This window comes from Bacillus sp. SKDU12 (assembly GCF_010093085.1).
Classification (GTDB): domain Bacteria; phylum Bacillota; class Bacilli; order Bacillales; family Bacillaceae; genus Bacillus; species Bacillus mexicanus.
The window spans coordinates 232,633-249,423 of the sequence record NZ_MSRC01000016.1 but is presented as its reverse complement, the minus strand read 5'-3'; the positions used below and the strand labels follow the sequence as shown (position 1 = coordinate 249,423).

The following is a 16,791-nucleotide window of genomic DNA, read 5'->3' as shown; positions in this document are numbered from 1 at the left end:
CATGGTGACCAAAAATTTAAAAGCACCGGACGGCTCTCCAAGCGATGTTGAACGCATTAAAAGAGAAAGTGACTACTTGCGCGGCACACTGAAAGAAGTGATGATGGATCGGATCAGTTCCGGAATTCCGGATGATGACAACCGTCTGATGAAACACCACGGCAGTTATTTGCAGGATGACCGCGACCTCCGCAATGAACGCCAAAAGCAAAAGCTTGAACCGGCCTATCAGTTCATGCTGCGTGTGCGCATGCCAGGAGGCGTTTCAACGGCTGAGCAATGGCTTGTCATGGATGACCTTTCTCAGAAATATGGGAACGGCACATTAAAGCTGACAACCCGTGAAACATTCCAAATGCACGGAATTTTAAAATGGAATATGAAGAAAACCATTCAGACGATCCATTCAGCACTTTTGGATACAATCGCAGCCTGCGGAGACGTAAACCGCAATGTTATGTGCGCTTCGAATCCTTATCAGTCTGACATCCATTCAGAGGTTTACGAATGGTCTAAAAAATTAAGTGATGATCTGCTGCCACGAACGAGAGCATATCATGAAATTTGGCTTGATGAGGAAAGAGTGGCTGGCACGCCAGAAGAAGTCGAGCCGATGTACGGACCGCTCTATCTGCCCCGGAAGTTTAAAATCGGTATTGCCGTTCCGCCGTCTAATGATATTGACGTTTTCTCACAAGATCTCGGATTTATTGCGATCGTTGAAGATGGCAAACTGATTGGTTTTAACGTGGCCATCGGCGGCGGCATGGGAATGACACACGGCGACACAGCGACATATCCGCAATTAGCTAAGATAATTGGGTTCTGCCGTCCTGAGCAAATGTATGACGTTGCTGAAAAAACGATTACGATTCAGCGTGACTACGGAAACCGTTCTGTCCGCAAAAATGCACGGTTCAAGTACACGGTTGACCGCCTTGGTTTAGAAAACGTAAAAGAAGAATTGGAAAACCGCCTCGGCTGGAGTCTGGAAGAAGCGAAGCCGTATCATTTTGACCATAACAGTGACCGCTATGGCTGGGTGGAAGGCATTGAGGATAAATGGCATTTCACGCTGTTTGTCGAAGGCGGCCGTATAACGGATTACGATGATTATAAGCTGATGACTGGCTTGCGGGAAATCGCTAAAGTTCATACAGGCGAGTTCCGTCTGACAGCCAATCAGAACTTGATTATCGCCAACGTCTCAAGTGAGAAAAAAGCTGAAATCAGCGCGTTAATCGAGCAATATGGACTCACTGACGGCAAGCATCATTCAGCGCTCCGCCGCAGTTCTATGGCGTGTGTCGCTCTCCCGACCTGCGGATTGGCAATGGCTGAAGCAGAGCGTTATTTACCGACCTTTTTAGATAAAGTCGAAGAGATTATTGACGAAAACGGCCTTCGTGATCAGGAAATCACCATACGCATGACAGGATGCCCGAATGGGTGTGCACGCCATGCACTTGGTGAGATTGGATTTATCGGAAAGGCGCCGGGCAAATATAATATGTATCTTGGCGCTGCATTTGACGGAAGCCGTTTAAGCAAAATGTACCGTGAAAACATCGGTGAAGAAGATATTTTAAGCGAGCTGCGCGTCCTTCTTTCCCGCTATGCGAAAGAACGTGAAGAAGGCGAACACTTCGGTGACTTTGTCATCCGCGCAGGAATCATTAAAGCAACGACTGACGGCACGAATTTTCATCATTGATAAAGAGATGAGAGGCAGGGATCATTCCTTGTCTCTTTTTTTGAATTTGCTCTGGTGCAAAAAAGTTCACAGTGAGCATATCATGAGAAAAAATACCCTAAAAAGGGTACTATAAAAGAAGACAAGTGCGGAGAGAACTCCTGAGAAATCACGTATTAATACAAAGCCATCTAAATAAGCCTAAAGCCTCTGCTAGCACATCAAGCATGAACACAACAAACGAAGGAGGTCATGTATTTGGACATATTTTTAGTCGTTCTCGTTTTATTAACGATTATTGCAATATCAAATATCATAAACCGATTTATTCCGTTTATTCCTGTGCCTTTGATTCAGGTGGCGCTCGGAATTATCGCTGCCTCGTTTCCACAGGGGCTACATTTTGAATTAAATACCGAATTGTTTTTTGTTCTGTTTATTGCGCCTCTTCTATTTAATGATGGAAAGAGAACGCCACGGGCGGAGCTTTGGAATTTACGGGCTCCGATTTTATTGCTTGCACTCGGCCTTGTATTTGCGACTGTGATTGTAGGAGGCTACACGATACACTGGATGATTCCTGATATTCCGCTGGCAGCGGCTTTTGGACTTGCGGCCATTCTTTCACCGACTGATGTTGTCGCTGTCAGCGCATTATCAGGAAGAGTGAAAATGCCCAAAGGGATTCTCCGCCTCCTTGAAGGTGAAGGGCTGATGAATGATGCATCAGGTCTGGTGGCCTTTAAGTTTGCGATTGCGGCAGCAGTGACCGGTGCATTTTCATTAGCGCAAGCGGCTTTCAGCTTTGTTATTATTTCTCTCGGAGGCTTGCTGTGCGGGGTAGTCATTTCGTTCTTGATTATCCGCTTTCGCCTATTTCTTCGCCGGCTCGGTATGCAGGATGTCACGATGCATATGCTGATTCAGATTTTGACGCCGTTTGTGATTTATTTGGCAGCGGAAGAAATCGGCGTTTCCGGCATTTTGGCCGTTGTGGCGGGAGGAATCACCCATGCGGTTGAACAGGACCGTTTGGAATCAACAATGATCAAGCTGCAAATCGTATCCTCGAGTACGTGGAACATCATTTTATTTATTTTGAACGGTTTGGTTTTCGTGATTCTCGGGACGCAAATTCCAGACGTCATTTCTGTCATCTTTAACGACACCGCTATCAGCAACTTGAAAGTGATCAGCTATATCCTTGTGATCACATTTACGCTGATGCTGCTCAGATTTCTGTGGGTGCTGTTCTTCTGGAATGGCAAGTGGTTCTTTAATAAAGATCAGAACATCTATAAACCGGGTCTGCGTTCGACGCTGTTACTTTCGGTTTCCGGTGTGCGCGGAGCTGTCACGCTTGCAGGATCTTTCTCCATTCCGTATTTTCTTGAGGATGGCACACCGTTCCCCGAAAGAAACCTGATTCTCTTTTTAGCAGCGGGCGTCATTTTATGTACGCTTGTCCTTGCCACTGTTGTCCTGCCGATTCTGACTGAAAAAGAAGAAGAGGACGAGGAACGCAATAAGAAGCTCCTGACGGCGAGACGTAAATTGATTAAAACAGCTCTCCAAACGATTAAAGAGGACATGAATGAGACGAACAAAACGGCCTCTCTTGCGGTGATAGCTGAATACAATGAGAAAATGAAAAATCTTCGTTTCCAGCAGTATACATCGTCTAATCGGATCAAAAAACATGAGCGAAAGGTTCGTGCGCAAGGGGTTAAGGCTGAGCAAGAGGCACTGATGAAAATGCTGGAGCGGGGAGACATCCCGGAAGAAACGGCAAATGTGCTGCAAGAACGGTTTAATGAATTAGAGATTTTGTATGGCAACCCATTTAAAGTCGGATTGTCAAAAACAAGGCTCAAGCGGCTGATGTATTGGATTTTCTTCGGTGAACATAAAAAACCGGAGATGTCGATTTTAAATGAAGCGGGATTGATACGGGCAACGAGAGTAAAAACAGCAAAAGCAGCGATAGAATACTTGGAAAAATATAAGGCGGACGAACATAAAGAAGTGGTTTTATCTGTCATTTCATTTTATAAACAGTTAATTTTCAGGCTGGAGCACAGCCATCATGAGCTAAGATCAAGCGCCCAATTTGAAAATCAGAAGCTGGAAGTGAAGCTGAAAGCCGTTCAGGCGATCAGAAACGAAATTCAAACGCTTTTCGAGGAGCGGGAAATTTCTCGGGACCTCTCCCATGAGCTTCGCCAATACATTAATGATGTGGAAGCCGCCATGCTTGAAGGCGGCGAATAGATAACGGAAAAAAGCTGGCGCCAGAGCGCCAGCTTTTTTCTATATATTAAGGGCGATGAAATTCGACGGTGCTGCCATCCCGGTCGAACCAGCCTCTGAAGGCCCAGTTGATCCAGCCGCCATCCCCTTTGTTTGTAAAGGTTCCGTCTTCAAATACCCATATGCCATACGTAATGCCGTCGTAAACGGCTGAGCCGTAAAATTGCACACCATGTAAGTGATCTTCATATTCCTGACTTAAATTAAATACCATGACGTTGTATTTTTGACCGGAAGCGTAGAAGGAAGACTCCATAAGATTTTTCACAAATCCATCCCGGTTCTGTGCGGATTTAATGGCGTCGGAAATCTGGTTGGCAATGCCAAGCACATCAAGGTTTACATTGAGACCGACCTCAGACGCAGATGCTCGGGCTGTTTTGGTCTGCGAGATCTTTGGAGTTGGTTTTTCTTCAGCGGAAGCAAAAGACAAAGGGGCAATGGTCAAAGCGGCACCAAGCGCAAGTGTCATTGGGATACGAATGTGTTTCAAAATGTTTCCTCCTTTGTTTTTTGGTGGTTGCACTATTCAAATACCCTGCTCAGTTTTTCATAATCTCATTTTTTCTAAAATAGGAATAAAATAGTGTATTGAAATTGGCTGTGACGTGAAAAAAGAAGCAGAAATAGGCTCTTAAGCTTATTGTTGGTATCTGCCGAGAGGAATGTGAGATAATATAATCACTTCTATTTCTTTGAAAGGGTGGATGTTCAAGTGCCAAAAAGTTTAAAAGATACTGTAAAGCTACATAATGGAGTGGAAATGCCTTGGTTCGGTCTTGGTGTTTTTAAAGTAGAAAACGGAAGTGAAGCGACTGAATCTGTGAAAGCGGCGATTAAAAACGGTTACCGCAGTATTGATACAGCGGCTGTCTACCAAAATGAAGAAGGCGTGGGCATCGGGATTAAAGAATCCGGTGTGGCAAGAGAAGAGCTGTTCATTACATCAAAAGTATGGAATGAAGATCAAGGCTACGAAAAAACGCTTGCTGCCTTTGAAAAAAGCCTTGAACGACTTCAGCTTGATTACTTAGACTTGTACTTAATCCACTGGCCTGGCAAGGATAAATATAAAGATACGTGGCGCGCGCTTGAAAAGCTGTACAAAGACGGCAAAATCCGCGCAATCGGCGTCAGCAACTTCCAGGTTCATCATTTAGACGAACTGCTGAAAGCGGCTGAGATCAAACCGATGGTGAACCAAGTGGAATTTCACCCTCGTCTCACGCAAAAAGAAGTAAGAGATTACTGCAAAGCGAACGGCATCCAGATGGAAGCATGGTCTCCCCTTATGCAGGGACAGCTTTTGGATAACGAAGTGATTGCACAGATTGCAGAAAAACACAATAAATCTGTGGCTCAAGTCATCTTGCGTTGGGATCTTCAGCACGAAGTGATCACAATTCCAAAATCCATTAAAGAACACCGCATTATCGAAAACGCTGATATTTTTGATTTCGAATTGTCTCAAGAAGACATGGACAAAATTGACGCATTAAACAAAGATGAGCGTGTCGGTCCGGATCCGGACGAACTTTTGTTTTAATCAAAAACTCCCCTGTGACGGGGAGTTTTTTAGTGTGTCTTTTTTTGTTGAATAAAAAACAGCATCAAAAAGGATATGACAACGATACAGACGACCCACGCCCAAGCAAGGGTGTTGTTGCCGGAATCCAATGCGACATATATCGCTGTCGGCAGTGTTTGCGTAACACCGGGGATATTCCCAGCAAACATCAGTGTGGCCCCGAATTCTCCGAGCGCCCGCGCGAGGCTGAGGATGCTTCCGGTCAGCAATGAAGGATAGGCAAGCGGGACGGAAATATAGATAAATACCTGCCACCTGCTTGCGCCGTCTACCATTGCCGCACCCTGTATATCGGGATCAATGTCAGAAAACCCGGTTTTGGCGGATTGATACATAAGCGGAAAGGCCACAACAGCTGAAGCGATCACAGCGGCCCACCAAGTGAAAATGACAGGCTGCTGAAAAACCCACTCAATCGCTTGTCCAATGAAACTGTGCTTTCCGAATATAACAATCAAGATAAAACCGACAACGGTAGGCGGAAGAACGAGCGGAAGCAGAAAAAAGGTTTCGAGCGCCGTTTTTCCGAAAAAGGATGCCTGTGACATCCATGCGCCAGCCAGTGTTCCAAGAATGATCACAACGATTCCGGCAATTGCTGCCACCTGAAAGGAAAGCAAAACAGGTGTGAAAAATTCTGAAGCACTTATGCTATTTGGCAGTAAAGCCATATTTCTCAAATACTTTCATTGCTGCTTCAGATTGCAGGTAATCGTAAAATGCCTTTGCTTCTTTCCGGTGTTTTGTATCTTTTACAATCCCTAATGGATAGACAATTGGGCTGTGTGTATCTGCTTTTGCCCCGTCAATGATGCTGACCTTTTTAGAGATCAGAGCGTCTGTTTTATAAACAATGCCGGCGTCCACATTGCCGGTTTCTACATAAGAAAGAACTTGGCGAACGTCTTTTCCGTAAACGATCTTACCCTTTAGTTTGTTCCATAAAGACAACTTTGTCAGGGCTTCTTTCGCGTAAGCGCCTGCGGGAACCGATTCCGGCGTGCCGAGGGCGATTTTTTCTGAATCAGCCAAATTGCTGAAGCTTGTCACAGGCGAATCCCCGTTTTTCGGCACGATCAGCACAATTTCATTACCAACTAAGTCAGTGCTGTCTTTTTTTGCAATATCGCCATCATCCACCAGCTTTTGAAATTTATCCTCGGCAGCTGAGAAAAACAGATCTGCTCCTGCTCCTTGAGAAATCTGTTTTTGCAAGGCGCCGGATGAGCCATAGTTATCTTGGATGGTAATAGGTTGATGTTTTTTTTCGTAATTTTTTTGGATTTCTTCAAGTGCATCCTTTGTGCTGGCGGCAGCTGAGATGGTTAGCGTCACCTTTTTCTCGCTGTCTGCTGAAGACTGGTTTGAAGAGCAGCCTGCTGCAAGCAGAAAAACGGCTAAGGCTGCTGTTAGAATGGAATACTTTTTAAGCATGATCGCACCCCTTATAATTAGATATATCTAATTATAACTAATTATGTTTCATTTGTGTGGTATTTTTAAATTTGATGAAAAGGTATAATAAAATAGGAGAGTGATGATAATGAATGAAACCTCTTCCTATACGATAGAAGAAGTGGCAGGCCTGCTGAAGGTATCGAAGCTGACCGTTTATGATTTGATCAAAAAAGGCATGATCTCTGCTTACCGTGTCGGCAGGCAGATGCGTGTAGACGAAGAAGATTTGAAGCAATATAAGTCAAATATGAGAATGTCTCAGCCTCTGGCTGCTGTCGAAGAGCCGAAAAAGATGCACGAGACGGAGGTGGAGGGCAGATCGAATGTTATGATCAGCGGCCAGGATATTTCGATGGATCTCCTTAGCAAGCAATTGGAAAATGCTATTCAGGAGACGCCGCTCCGCAAATACAAAGGTAGTTTGAACAGCCTGATTGATATGTATCAAGGTAAATGTGATATTGTCAGCCTGCATTTGTACGATGCAGAAACAGGCCAATATAACACACCTTATGCAAAACGGATTTTGTCAGGCGAGCCGTTTTGTTTGATCAATGTTGTTCTCCGCAAAGCCGGACTGTATGTTCAAAAAGGGAATCCGAAAAACATTCAAGGCTGGGAAGACTTGAAAAGAGCCGATATCCGGATCATCAACAGGGAAAAGGGTTCTGGCGCAAGGGTGCTCCTTGATGAACAGCTTGGCTTGCTTCATGTGAATCCGGCTGATGTAAAGGGATACGAGGAGATCGTGACCGATCATTATGCTGTCGCTTCCCAAGTCTCAAGCGGACAGGCAGACGCGGGAATCGGAGCGCAGCACGCGGCGCACATGGGCAGTGTGGATTTTATTCCGCTCATCGACGAGCAATATGACATCATCGTTTTGAAAAAACATGAGCAGCTGCTGAAAGCTGTGAAGGAGATCTTACAATCTGAGGAATACAAAGCAAATCTGGCTCAATTAAACGGCTATGAGACGAAGCTGACCGGCAAAGTGATGTTGGAAACATAAAAATCCCTCTGGAAAGGAGGGATTTTTTATTCGTAAAAACGGAGCAGGTCACCGTTTAAGATTTTATCAGAGAAAGACAGTTCTTCATTTGCTTTCTCTTTATAAGGGAGACATGCGTCCTGGTCTTCCAGCACTTCACCTGTTTTTTGGCTGTAGCACGTGTTTTTCGTGTATACATAGTTATTCGTAATAAAGCTGCCGTTTCTCAGCACGGCAAATGGAGTACGGTCATCTGACAGCAAATCATTGCCGAATTGAATTTCGCCTTTTGTCTCAATGCCAAGAAGGTGCATCAGTGTCGGCCTGACGTCGACCTGCCCTCCGGCATCAGAGATGGTTTCCGGCTTTTGATCAGTGATTCCCGGGATATGTATAAGAAACGGCACCCTCTGGAGCTGAACATTGTCATAAGGTGTGATTTCATCTTTCCCTAAAAACTCAGCCATTGCCTCGTTATGAGCTTCTGAAATCCCGTAATGATCCCCCATAAAGACGATCATCGAGTTGTCGTATAAGCCTTCTATTTTCAGCTTTTTGATAAAATGCTTCAATGCCTCATCTTCATATCGCACTGTCGTCACATAGCGGTTTAACAGGTCACTGCTTGAATCGAACTCATCGATTAGCTGATCTTTTTCCTCAATTTCAAACGGAAAATGATTCGTTAACGTGATGAGACTGCTGTAAAACGGCTGCGGCAGGCTTTTCAGTTTGCCTGCGGACTGCTCTAAAAACTCTTTGTCCTTTAAACCCCAGCTTGTCGATGTTCTGGGCGTTACATGAAAATCATCAACATCAAAAAAGCGGTCAATCCCAAATGTATCGTACATCACATCTCTGTTCCAAAATGTTTTATGGTTGGCGTGAAAGACGGCTGAATAATATTCATGTTTTTTCAGCGATTTGTACATTGTATGAAATTGATGGTCGCTTTTTGTGAAAAAGACAGCTCCGCTAAGGGAAGGATACAGCGAGTTTGCGACAATGAATTCTGAATCAGACGTTTTGCCTTGTTCGGTTTGCTGGTAGAAATGATCAAAGAAATAGCTTTTTTTGATGAAGTCATTCATAAACGGGGTTATTTCTTTTCCATTTACCTTTTCATTCAAAACAAAGCTTTGGGTTGATTCAAGCGTTACAAAGATGACATTGCGCCCTTTTGCCAGACCGAATTTGCTTTGGTCAGGCTTGCTGTAATCAGCTTCTGTATAATTTTTAATGACAGTCATGCTGTCTTCATCTGCAAACGCTTTTGCGCTTATATGAACCGTCTGAGAAATCGTATCATAGATATGGAACTGAAACAGTCCGATATTTTTGACGAGCATTTCCCGGTCAAAGGAATGCGCCAAAAGCTTTGGCTGCTGTATTTCTGCAAGTGCCAGCGTGCATAAGATCATTCCTAAGGAAGCTGCATAGTACCGTTTGATCGTACGGGATGAGGCTTTTGTCTGCGGGGGCTTTTCTTTTCTGGAAAGCAGCAAAAGAAAAACGAAATCCGCAAACAAGGCGATAAACAGAGGATTGAACAGCTCTTTAATACTGCTGCCCATATCGCTCATGTTACTGGCCTGAAATAAAACCGGGATGGTAATAAAATCAATATAAAAACCATAAAAAATCGTGTTGGATATCAAAATGACAGTCAGAACCAAATTAGCAATCAGCAAAAAGGCCCGCTGCTTGTTTCGTTTCAGAAACAGGCTGATTCCGAATACAGGAAGAATAAAACTGAGCGGATTGATTAGCAATATGAGCTCTTCCAACAGTGAATCAATCGGTAAGTCAAAGCCGAGTTTATAGATCGCATATGTTTTGATCCACATAAATACGATCGAAATCCATAAAAACCGCTGATTGTGAAAAAAGGTTCCTTTCATTAATATGACCCCTCACGTTTACTTGATCATTTTCATGACATCCTTCTTATGTAAAACCTACTAAAAACAGCCTGTTCAGACAAGTGCCCGCACTCACGTTTAAATCGTTTGGCCATGAAACAGCATATAAAAGTAGTAACATGAAGCAATGGTCAGGCCGGCTAACACGAGCTGCTCAGAAAAACTGCCTGTCTTCATATATAATGGGAGCCGCACGCGGATCGTTGAAGGGAATAATAATTTGATCCCGTTCACCGTCCAAGCGTCAAGAACCAAGTGGCTTGCCATTCCGATCATCAGCCCGGTCGATATGTTTATATCTGGAATATAAGTGGATGTGATAAAAAACATAATGAGCAGAAACAGCAGGCTGTGCGTAAAGGTTCGATGGCCAAAAACGGAACTGACCACTTTCGATATAAAAGGAAACCTTCTCCCGATTTTGCTTTGCGTGTGGCAGATATCGGGTATTAATGCCCCAATTGCGCCTGACGCTGCCATAAGCACTGGATCAAAACCATAATAATAAGCCGCTGCTGTACAAGAAGCGATGCCTCCCATGATGTGTGTTTTTCCTGTCATTTGTCGCTTCTCCTTTATCTTTTGCAAAAAATCTCTGAATTACAAATATATCAAGAGAATGTATGTTTGATCAACAGGACTTTGAGTGAAAAAAATGTATAATTTCTCAAAGAAAAAGGCATCTTAAACATGTACCTATTTTCTATAAAGAGGTGATACGAATGGGTTTCTTTAATAAAGATAAAGAAAAACGCTCTGGAAAAGAAAAAAACGTCATCCAGGGAGCTCTTGAAGATGCCGGTTCAGCTCTCAAAGACGATCCGCTTCAAGAAGCTGTGCAAAAAAAGAAAAATAATCGCTAGTTACATGCGGATAGGGTTTGGCCCTATCCGTATTTTCCATCTGTTCCCTTTGACAGATCATCCTTTCTTTGATAACCTTCTGGGAGTAACTGAATATTTTCAAATCCTCACTCTTTCTCAGTGAGGTAGAGGTTGCGCGGATGATAAGTCACACATGCCAGGCTGACAGGAGCTGTTAACCATGTGTAAAAGGCATCAGCGCCGAAGTGTGGAGAAAGCCGATCCTTCTCTATGCTGGGACTGTATCTGAATAAGTGCAGGACTGCCGCGTGCTTTTTCGCGGAGGGCTATCCGGAGATCAAGGGTGTGTGTTTCTTTAAGCATGGACTTTTGTTCAGGCTTTTTTTGCGTTTACATGATCTCGGGGTCTGGTCCGTACAAAGAATCATGGAGGTACTGGAATGGAACAGACAAAAAAATGGGGTTTTTGGTTATTAACGGCGTTTGTCGTTGGAAATATGGTTGGATCAGGAATTTTCTCCTTGCCGAGCTCGCTTGCTTCAATCGCGAGTCCGTTTGGCGCTACGTCTGCCTGGCTTTTGACAGGGGCCGGTGTGCTGATGATCGCGCTTGTTTTCGGGCACTTGTCCATTCGCAAGCCTGAGCTGACAGCGGGACCGCAAAGTTATGCGAGGGCGCTGTTCTCTGATAAGAAAAAAGGGAACGCTGCTGGTTTCACAATGGTGTGGGGCTACTGGGTGGCGAGCTGGATCAGTAACGTGGCGATCATTACAAGTCTCGCTGGTTACTTGACTTCGTTCTTTCCGATCTTGGTTGATAAACGTGAAATGTTTACGATCGGCGGGCAAGAGGTGACACTCGGCCAATTGCTGACATTTGCTGTCTGTACGATCTTGTTATGGGGAACGCACACGATTCTTGTTACAAGCATTAACGGTGCAAGTAAATTGAACTTTGTCACAACACTTTCAAAAGTATTAGGCTTTGTTTTCTTTATCGTTGCCGGATTGTTTGTGTTTCAAACGGCATTATTCGATCATTTTTATTTTCCGATTCAAGGAGAAAACGGCACAAGCATTGGAATTGGCGGCCAGGTGCATAACGCCGCGATTTCTACATTGTGGGCGTTTGTCGGAATTGAATCAGCGGTCATCCTGTCCGGCCGTGCGCGTTCTCAGCGTGATGTGAAACGTGCCACAATCACCGGTTTGCTGATTGCTTTGAGCATTTATATTATTGTGACTTTCATTACGATGGGTGTGCTGCCGCACGATAAACTTGTCGGCTCTGAAAAACCGTTCGTCGATGTCCTGTATACGATTGTTGGTAACGCGGGAAGCGTCATTATGGCACTTTTGGCTATCCTTTGCTTATTCGGAACGATGCTCGGCTGGATTTTGCTTGGCTCTGAGGTACCATATCAAGCCGCGAAAGCAGGCGATTTTCCGGCAATATTTGCGAAAACGAATAAAAAAGGAAGCCCGGTTATCGCACTTATTATCACAAATGTGATGTCACAAGTCTTCATTTTCTCGGTTATTTCCCGGACAATAAGTGACGCATTTACATTTTTAACGACAGCAGCAACGCTTGCGTATTTAATACCGTATTTGGTATCAGCGATTTACAGCTTGAAGATTGTCATCAAAGGTGAAACATATGACCAGCTAAAAGGCTCCCGTGTAAAAGACGGAGTGATTGCGATATTAGCGTGCGTATACTCGGTGTTTGTCATCATAACAGGCACAGCCGATTTAACGACATTCATTCTCGGTATCGGTTTATTCTTTGTCGGCTTGATCGTTTATCCATTTATGGCCAAAAAGTTTCAGAAAGAAAAATAAGCATAAAACAAAAGACACCTGATTTTTCAGGTGTCTTTTTTATGAAATGCAATTTCCCGAACAGAATATCGAAAACGCATAATAATCCGCTGATGGTACAGCTCATTATGAATATTATCTTTTATTATTTTGTTAAGCTTTCCGTTATAAACTCCAGCTGGCCCTCTAGCGAAATCGGGTCTGTGAAATAGAAGCCAATCGGATCGATCTGAAAGACATGGTCATTTTTAACAGCGCTTAGGTTCTTCCAAATGGAACTATCAAATACGCCGCCATCGTCACCGCCTGATTGCCATGGCCCCGCGAAAATATAATCCCCGGCGAAGTCAGGGAGCTTCTCTAATGAAATACTCGTATAGCCGGGACCCTGATCAATGGCTTTTTCTTTTGTCAGCTTTGTGGCTTGCAGGTCGAGATCTTTGTAAATGATGCTTCCGCCTCGTCCGAAATCTTTGCCGAATACGTAAATGTCTTTTCCATTGGATTGCATAATGGAAATGGTTTTGTTACCGATAGCTTTTTTGATGTTTGCTTTAGCCGCCGTAACTTTTTTATCCCACTCAGTCAGCCACTTTTCCGCTTTATCTTCAGTCCCAGTCATTTTTGCGAATTCTTTTAACTGTTCAATGTTGTCGAGCTTATCGTATGTTACCGCAACAGTTGGCGCGATTTTTTCAAGCTTTTTAATATCAGCGCCTTGTGTTGTCCAGACGATAATCAGGTCAGGATTCAAATCAATCACTTTTTCAACAGATGTGCCGTCCCCGATGTTTGTGACACCATCGGTTTTTCCTTTATAGTAAGGGTTTTTAAAGACGTTTTCAGGCGCCCCGACAATGTTGACGCCCAGTGTTTTGAAGTAGCCGTAGTAGCCGTCAGCCATGACAACCACTCGTTGAGGATGTTTAGGGATGTCTATCTTTCCGTTTTCAGCCTTGTATGTAAAGGTTTCTTCGCTTTTTGAATCAGAAGAGGAACCCTTGTTTTCTGAGTTGCCGCAGGCGGCCAGCACGGTGATCAATAGCATTGTAATAAATGCGGTTACGAATTTCTTATATATACGGGGCATATCTCATACCTTCTTTCAGAAAAATGGGTGAAAAAGAGAATCATTATCAATGAGATTATACCATTACAAATGTCTGCTGACACGATTTTTTTAACAATTATATTCTCATTTTTTCTATAAAACGCTCTATTACATCTGTGGAAAAAGGTGATATACTGGAATTATAATTGATAATCATTATCAGTAGTAGAAAGGAAGTACGACTGTTGAGTCAACATAAAAATAGACAGACCACATCAGAAAAAATCCAATGGACGTCAAGGTCATATAGTGCGGTTATCGTTCTTATGGCGGGGATCTGCTTACTTTGTCTTGGCGTGTTTCTATCCATATCACTCGGTGCAGCAGATATCCATTTACGCACTGTGTGGGACGCCATCTTTCATTTTCAGCCGGCAGAGACGTCTCATCAAATTATACACGATCTTCGGCTGCCGAGAACGGCTACAGCCGCGCTTGTCGGCGCATTGTTAGCAGTGTCCGGTGCCATTATGCAGGGGATGACAAGAAATCCTTTGGCAGAGCCTTCGATTATGGGGGTTACTTCGGGATCGGCATTTGCCGTTTCGATAGCATTTGCCTTTTTTCCCGGACTTTCTGCAATGGGGCTTGTTTTATGGTCCTTTGCGGGAGCGGGGCTGGGGGCATCGACGGTAATGGGCATCGGCATGTTTTCCAGAGGCGGACTTTCGCCTGTAAAGCTTGCTCTCGCGGGAACGGCTGTTACTTATTTCTTTACGGGCATTTCAACCGCCATTGCAATCCGCTTTGATGTCGCACAGGATATCAGTTTTTGGTATGCAGGCGGAGTAGCGGGTGTGAAATGGTCAGGTGTCCAGCTTTTACTGATCGCAGGGGCTGTCGGCTTAGCACTGGCATTCATCATCGCCCGGTCGGTGACAGTGTTAAGTCTTGGTGACGAGCTGGCAAAAGGGCTTGGTCAATATACATCAGCGGTGAAAGCGGCCGGCATGCTTGTCGTTGTAATCTTGACGGGAGCTGCGGTTTCTGTCGCCGGCACCATCGCATTTATCGGGCTGATCATTCCGCATATTACCCGGTTTTTAGTCGGTGTGGATTATCGGTGGATCATACCCTGCTCGGCGGTTCTCGGTGCTGTTTTGCTTGTGTTTGCTGACATTGCGGCAAGGCTCGTAAACGCGCCCTTTGAAACACCTGTCGGCGCGCTGACTTCTCTTATCGGCGTTCCCTTTTTCTTTTATTTGGCACGTCGTGAAAGGAGAGGGCTGTAATGAAAACAAAAGCAAAAACACCGCTTGCAGTAATGGCTGTGACCTTTCTGCTTATCGTGATGGTCTTTTTTATCAGTCTGAATTTGGGTGTCATCAAGATGGCGCCGCTTAAAACGCTTCAGGTCTTTTTGGGCCAAGGAACGGCTCGTGACGAGCTTGTTTTATTTGAATTCAGGATTCCTAGGATTATCCTTTCCTTGCTCGTTGGGGCAGGAATCGCAGTTGCCGGCGCCATTTTGCAAAGCGTATCTCAAAATGATCTGGCTGAGCCCGGTATTCTTGGTATTAATGCCGGCGGCTCACTCGCTGTTGTGCTTTTTATTTACTTTGTTCAAGGGTCAGCTTCAGACCTCAGCTTTTTCGGTACATTTATGCTGCCGTTCAGTGCTTTGGCGGGAGCAATTCTCGCTGCATTTCTCATTTATCTTCTGGCTTGGAAGAAAGGTGTGACCCCAATTCGGCTGATTTTAGTCGGTATTGGCGTGAATGCAGGGTTTAATGCTCTGCTGCTGATTTTTCAGCTCAAGATGGATCCCCATGATTTTATGCAAGCCGCGGTTTGGATATCCGGCTCCATATGGGGAGCGAACTGGAATATGATTTGGGCGATACTCCCTTGGATTGTGATCTTGCTTCCGTTTACTTTATATAAAGCGCGTTATTTGAATATTTTACAGCTTGGAGACCAATTAGCGACTGGGCTGGGCAGTGCTGTTGAAAGGGAAAGACGGATTCTTCTGCTGGCAGCGGTCACTCTCGCCGCTTCATGTGTGGCAGCTGCAGGGGGCATCGCGTTTCTCGGATTGATTGCGCCTCACGTGGCAAGAAGGCTTACCGGTCCTCGGCACCAAACACTGATCCCGGTCTCTGCCTTCATTGGCGCATTTCTGTTTTTGCTCGCTGATACGCTGGCGAGAAATGTATTGGCGCCGTCAGAGATTCCGGTTGGGCTTGTCATTTCCGTGTTAGGTGCGCCTTACTTTATTTATTTATTGATGAAAGCGAATTAGAGGAGAGGGCCGAATATGAATTCATTATCAACAGAACAACTTAGAATCGGTTATGGAGACAGGGTGATCGTAGAAGATTTAAATATCTCGATCCCTAAAGGGAAAATTACCACCTTAATTGGTCCGAACGGCTGCGGAAAATCAACGATATTAAAGACAATGTCCAGAATGATGCGTTCGCATGCAGGTTCCGTCTATTTAAACGGTAAAGCGATTCATAAAATGTCTACAAAGGTCATTGCGAAGGATATGGCAATTTTACCGCAGACACCTGAAGCGCCAAGCGGTTTAACGGTATATGAATTGGTATCGTACGGCAGGTTTCCGCATCAATCAGGATTCGGCAGATTACATGAGGAAGACCGCCGGATTATTAAATGGGCGCTTAAAGAAACAGGCATGGCTGAATTCGCTGATCGGCCGATTGAGGCACTGTCAGGCGGACAGCGTCAGCGCGTGTGGATTGCCATGGCGCTTGCGCAAGGGACGGAGCTCCTGCTGCTGGACGAACCTACAACGTATCTAGATCTCGCCCACCAGCTTGAAATTTTGCAGCTGCTTGACAGACTTAACAAGGAGCAGGGGCGGACGATTTTAATGGTCATTCATGATCTTAATCATGCAGCCCGTTTTTCTCATTATATGATCGCGCTTAAAAAAGGCCAGGTCATTAAAGAAGGCACTGCGCTGGAGGTCATGACGCCTGATATTTTGAAAAAGGTATTTCAAATTGATGCCGAAATCGTGACCGATCCCCGTACAAATCAACCTGTCTGTTTGACTTATGACCTGATTTAAAAATGAAAAAACGCTTGTTTCTCATTAAGAA

The 16,791-nt window shown here is 44.6% G+C and carries 14 protein-coding genes, 1 pseudogene and 1 riboswitch; of the genes and pseudogenes, 9 read left to right on the top strand and 6 right to left on the bottom strand.

Features of this window, described 5'->3' with window-relative positions; all coding sequences use genetic code 11:
• Position 1: 1 nt before the first annotated feature.
• Positions 2 to 1,714, top strand: a complete 1,713-nt coding sequence (cysI, locus tag BTW01_RS13955; RefSeq protein ID WP_162103555.1) for an assimilatory sulfite reductase (NADPH) hemoprotein subunit — start codon at positions 2 to 4, stop codon at positions 1,712 to 1,714.
• A gap of 237 nt (positions 1,715 to 1,951) precedes the next feature.
• Positions 1,952 to 3,964, top strand: coding sequence for a Na+/H+ antiporter (locus BTW01_RS13950; protein WP_162103554.1), 2,013 nt, complete (start codon positions 1,952 to 1,954; stop codon positions 3,962 to 3,964).
• Positions 3,965 to 4,010: 46 nt separating this feature from the next.
• Here BTW01_RS13950 and yvgO read toward each other — a convergent pair whose 3' ends face one another.
• Entirely contained in the window at positions 4,011 to 4,496 is a 486-nt protein-coding gene (gene yvgO, locus BTW01_RS13945) for a stress response protein YvgO (RefSeq protein ID WP_162103553.1), read from the bottom strand.
• Positions 4,497 to 4,718: 222 nt separating this feature from the next.
• Here yvgO and pgoN point away from each other — a divergent pair, with 222 nt between their 5' ends.
• Positions 4,719 to 5,549: a glyoxal/methylglyoxal reductase gene (gene pgoN / locus BTW01_RS13940; protein WP_162103552.1), complete on the top strand. Its 831-nt coding sequence runs from the start codon at positions 4,719 to 4,721 to the stop codon at positions 5,547 to 5,549.
• A 29-nt stretch (positions 5,550 to 5,578) separates the two neighbouring features.
• On the opposite strand, the gene modB is transcribed toward pgoN, so the two are convergent.
• Both modB and modA read right to left on the bottom strand, forming a co-directional pair.
• Entirely contained in the window at positions 5,579 to 6,271 is a 693-nt protein-coding gene (gene modB, locus BTW01_RS13935; RefSeq protein ID WP_162103551.1) for a molybdate ABC transporter permease subunit, read from the bottom strand.
• Positions 6,243 to 7,025: a molybdate ABC transporter substrate-binding protein gene (modA, locus tag BTW01_RS13930; RefSeq protein ID WP_162103550.1), complete on the bottom strand. Its 783-nt coding sequence runs from the start codon at positions 7,023 to 7,025 to the stop codon at positions 6,243 to 6,245. The genes modB and modA overlap by 29 nt, the downstream gene beginning before the upstream one ends.
• A 109-nt stretch (positions 7,026 to 7,134) precedes the next feature.
• Here modA and BTW01_RS13925 point away from each other — a divergent pair, with 109 nt between their 5' ends.
• Positions 7,135 to 8,061 carry a substrate-binding domain-containing protein gene (locus BTW01_RS13925; RefSeq protein WP_162103549.1) on the top strand — a complete coding sequence of 309 codons (927 nt, stop codon included), beginning with the start codon at positions 7,135 to 7,137 and terminating at the stop codon, positions 8,059 to 8,061.
• 26 nt (positions 8,062 to 8,087) lie between these two features.
• On the opposite strand, the gene BTW01_RS13920 is transcribed toward BTW01_RS13925, so the two are convergent.
• The gene (locus BTW01_RS13920) at positions 8,088 to 9,941 is read right to left on the bottom strand and encodes an LTA synthase family protein (protein WP_162103548.1); all 1,854 of its coding nucleotides are present in this window, start codon (positions 9,939 to 9,941) and stop codon (positions 8,088 to 8,090) included.
• Between the two features lie 99 nt (positions 9,942 to 10,040).
• Positions 10,041 to 10,523, bottom strand: a complete 483-nt coding sequence (locus BTW01_RS13915) for a metal-dependent hydrolase (protein ID WP_162103547.1) — start codon at positions 10,521 to 10,523, stop codon at positions 10,041 to 10,043.
• A gap of 161 nt (positions 10,524 to 10,684) precedes the next feature.
• On the opposite strand from BTW01_RS13915, the gene sspJ reads away from it, so the two are divergent.
• Both sspJ and BTW01_RS13905 read left to right on the top strand, forming a co-directional pair.
• Positions 10,685 to 10,825 carry a small acid-soluble spore protein SspJ gene (gene sspJ / locus BTW01_RS13910; protein ID WP_162103546.1) on the top strand — a complete coding sequence of 47 codons (141 nt, stop codon included), beginning with the start codon at positions 10,685 to 10,687 and terminating at the stop codon, positions 10,823 to 10,825.
• Positions 10,826 to 10,943: 118 nt separating this feature from the next.
• Positions 10,944 to 11,123: riboswitch (Lysine riboswitch) on the top strand.
• A gap of 103 nt (positions 11,124 to 11,226) precedes the next feature.
• A complete protein-coding gene (locus BTW01_RS13905; RefSeq protein ID WP_162103545.1) occupies positions 11,227 to 12,630 on the top strand; it encodes an amino acid permease in 1,404 nt (467 codons plus the stop codon).
• A gap of 124 nt (positions 12,631 to 12,754) precedes the next feature.
• Here the strand turns inward: BTW01_RS13905 and BTW01_RS13900 are convergent, their stop codons facing one another.
• On the bottom strand, positions 12,755 to 13,699 hold the full coding sequence (locus BTW01_RS13900) for an iron-hydroxamate ABC transporter substrate-binding protein (protein ID WP_162103544.1): 945 nt from the start codon (positions 13,697 to 13,699) through the stop codon (positions 12,755 to 12,757).
• A gap of 206 nt (positions 13,700 to 13,905) precedes the next feature.
• Between BTW01_RS13900 and BTW01_RS13895 the strand changes: the two genes are divergently transcribed.
• The 3 genes and pseudogenes from BTW01_RS13895 to BTW01_RS13885 all read left to right on the top strand — a co-directional run bounded on the left by BTW01_RS13895 (position 13,906) and on the right by BTW01_RS13885 (position 16,788).
• The gene (locus BTW01_RS13895; protein WP_162103543.1) at positions 13,906 to 14,952 is read left to right on the top strand and encodes a FecCD family ABC transporter permease; all 1,047 of its coding nucleotides are present in this window, start codon (positions 13,906 to 13,908) and stop codon (positions 14,950 to 14,952) included.
• Complete coding sequence (locus BTW01_RS13890) at positions 14,952 to 15,962, top strand: FecCD family ABC transporter permease (protein WP_162103542.1); 1,011 nt, start codon at positions 14,952 to 14,954, stop codon at positions 15,960 to 15,962. The genes BTW01_RS13895 and BTW01_RS13890 overlap by 1 nt, the downstream gene beginning before the upstream one ends.
• Before the next feature lie 15 nt (positions 15,963 to 15,977).
• Positions 15,978 to 16,788, top strand: a pseudogene (locus BTW01_RS13885) (ABC transporter ATP-binding protein).
• Positions 16,789 to 16,791 lie beyond the last annotated feature (3 nt).

Coding starts and splice junctions, on each gene's coding strand:
- cysI (WP_162103555.1), top strand. CDS start 2: ATGGTGACCAAAAATTTAAAAGCACCGGACGGCTCTCCAAGCGATGTT.
- modA (WP_162103550.1), bottom strand. CDS start 7,025: ATGCTTAAAAAGTATTCCATTCTAACAGCAGCCTTAGCCGTTTTTCTG.
- BTW01_RS13925 (WP_162103549.1), top strand. CDS start 7,135: ATGAATGAAACCTCTTCCTATACGATAGAAGAAGTGGCAGGCCTGCTG.
- BTW01_RS13920 (WP_162103548.1), bottom strand. CDS start 9,941: ATGAAAGGAACCTTTTTTCACAATCAGCGGTTTTTATGGATTTCGATC.
- BTW01_RS13915 (WP_162103547.1), bottom strand. CDS start 10,523: ATGACAGGAAAAACACACATCATGGGAGGCATCGCTTCTTGTACAGCA.
- sspJ (WP_162103546.1), top strand. CDS start 10,685: ATGGGTTTCTTTAATAAAGATAAAGAAAAACGCTCTGGAAAAGAAAAA.
- BTW01_RS13905 (WP_162103545.1), top strand. CDS start 11,227: ATGGAACAGACAAAAAAATGGGGTTTTTGGTTATTAACGGCGTTTGTC.
- BTW01_RS13900 (WP_162103544.1), bottom strand. CDS start 13,699: ATGCCCCGTATATATAAGAAATTCGTAACCGCATTTATTACAATGCTA.
- BTW01_RS13890 (WP_162103542.1), top strand. CDS start 14,952: ATGAAAACAAAAGCAAAAACACCGCTTGCAGTAATGGCTGTGACCTTT.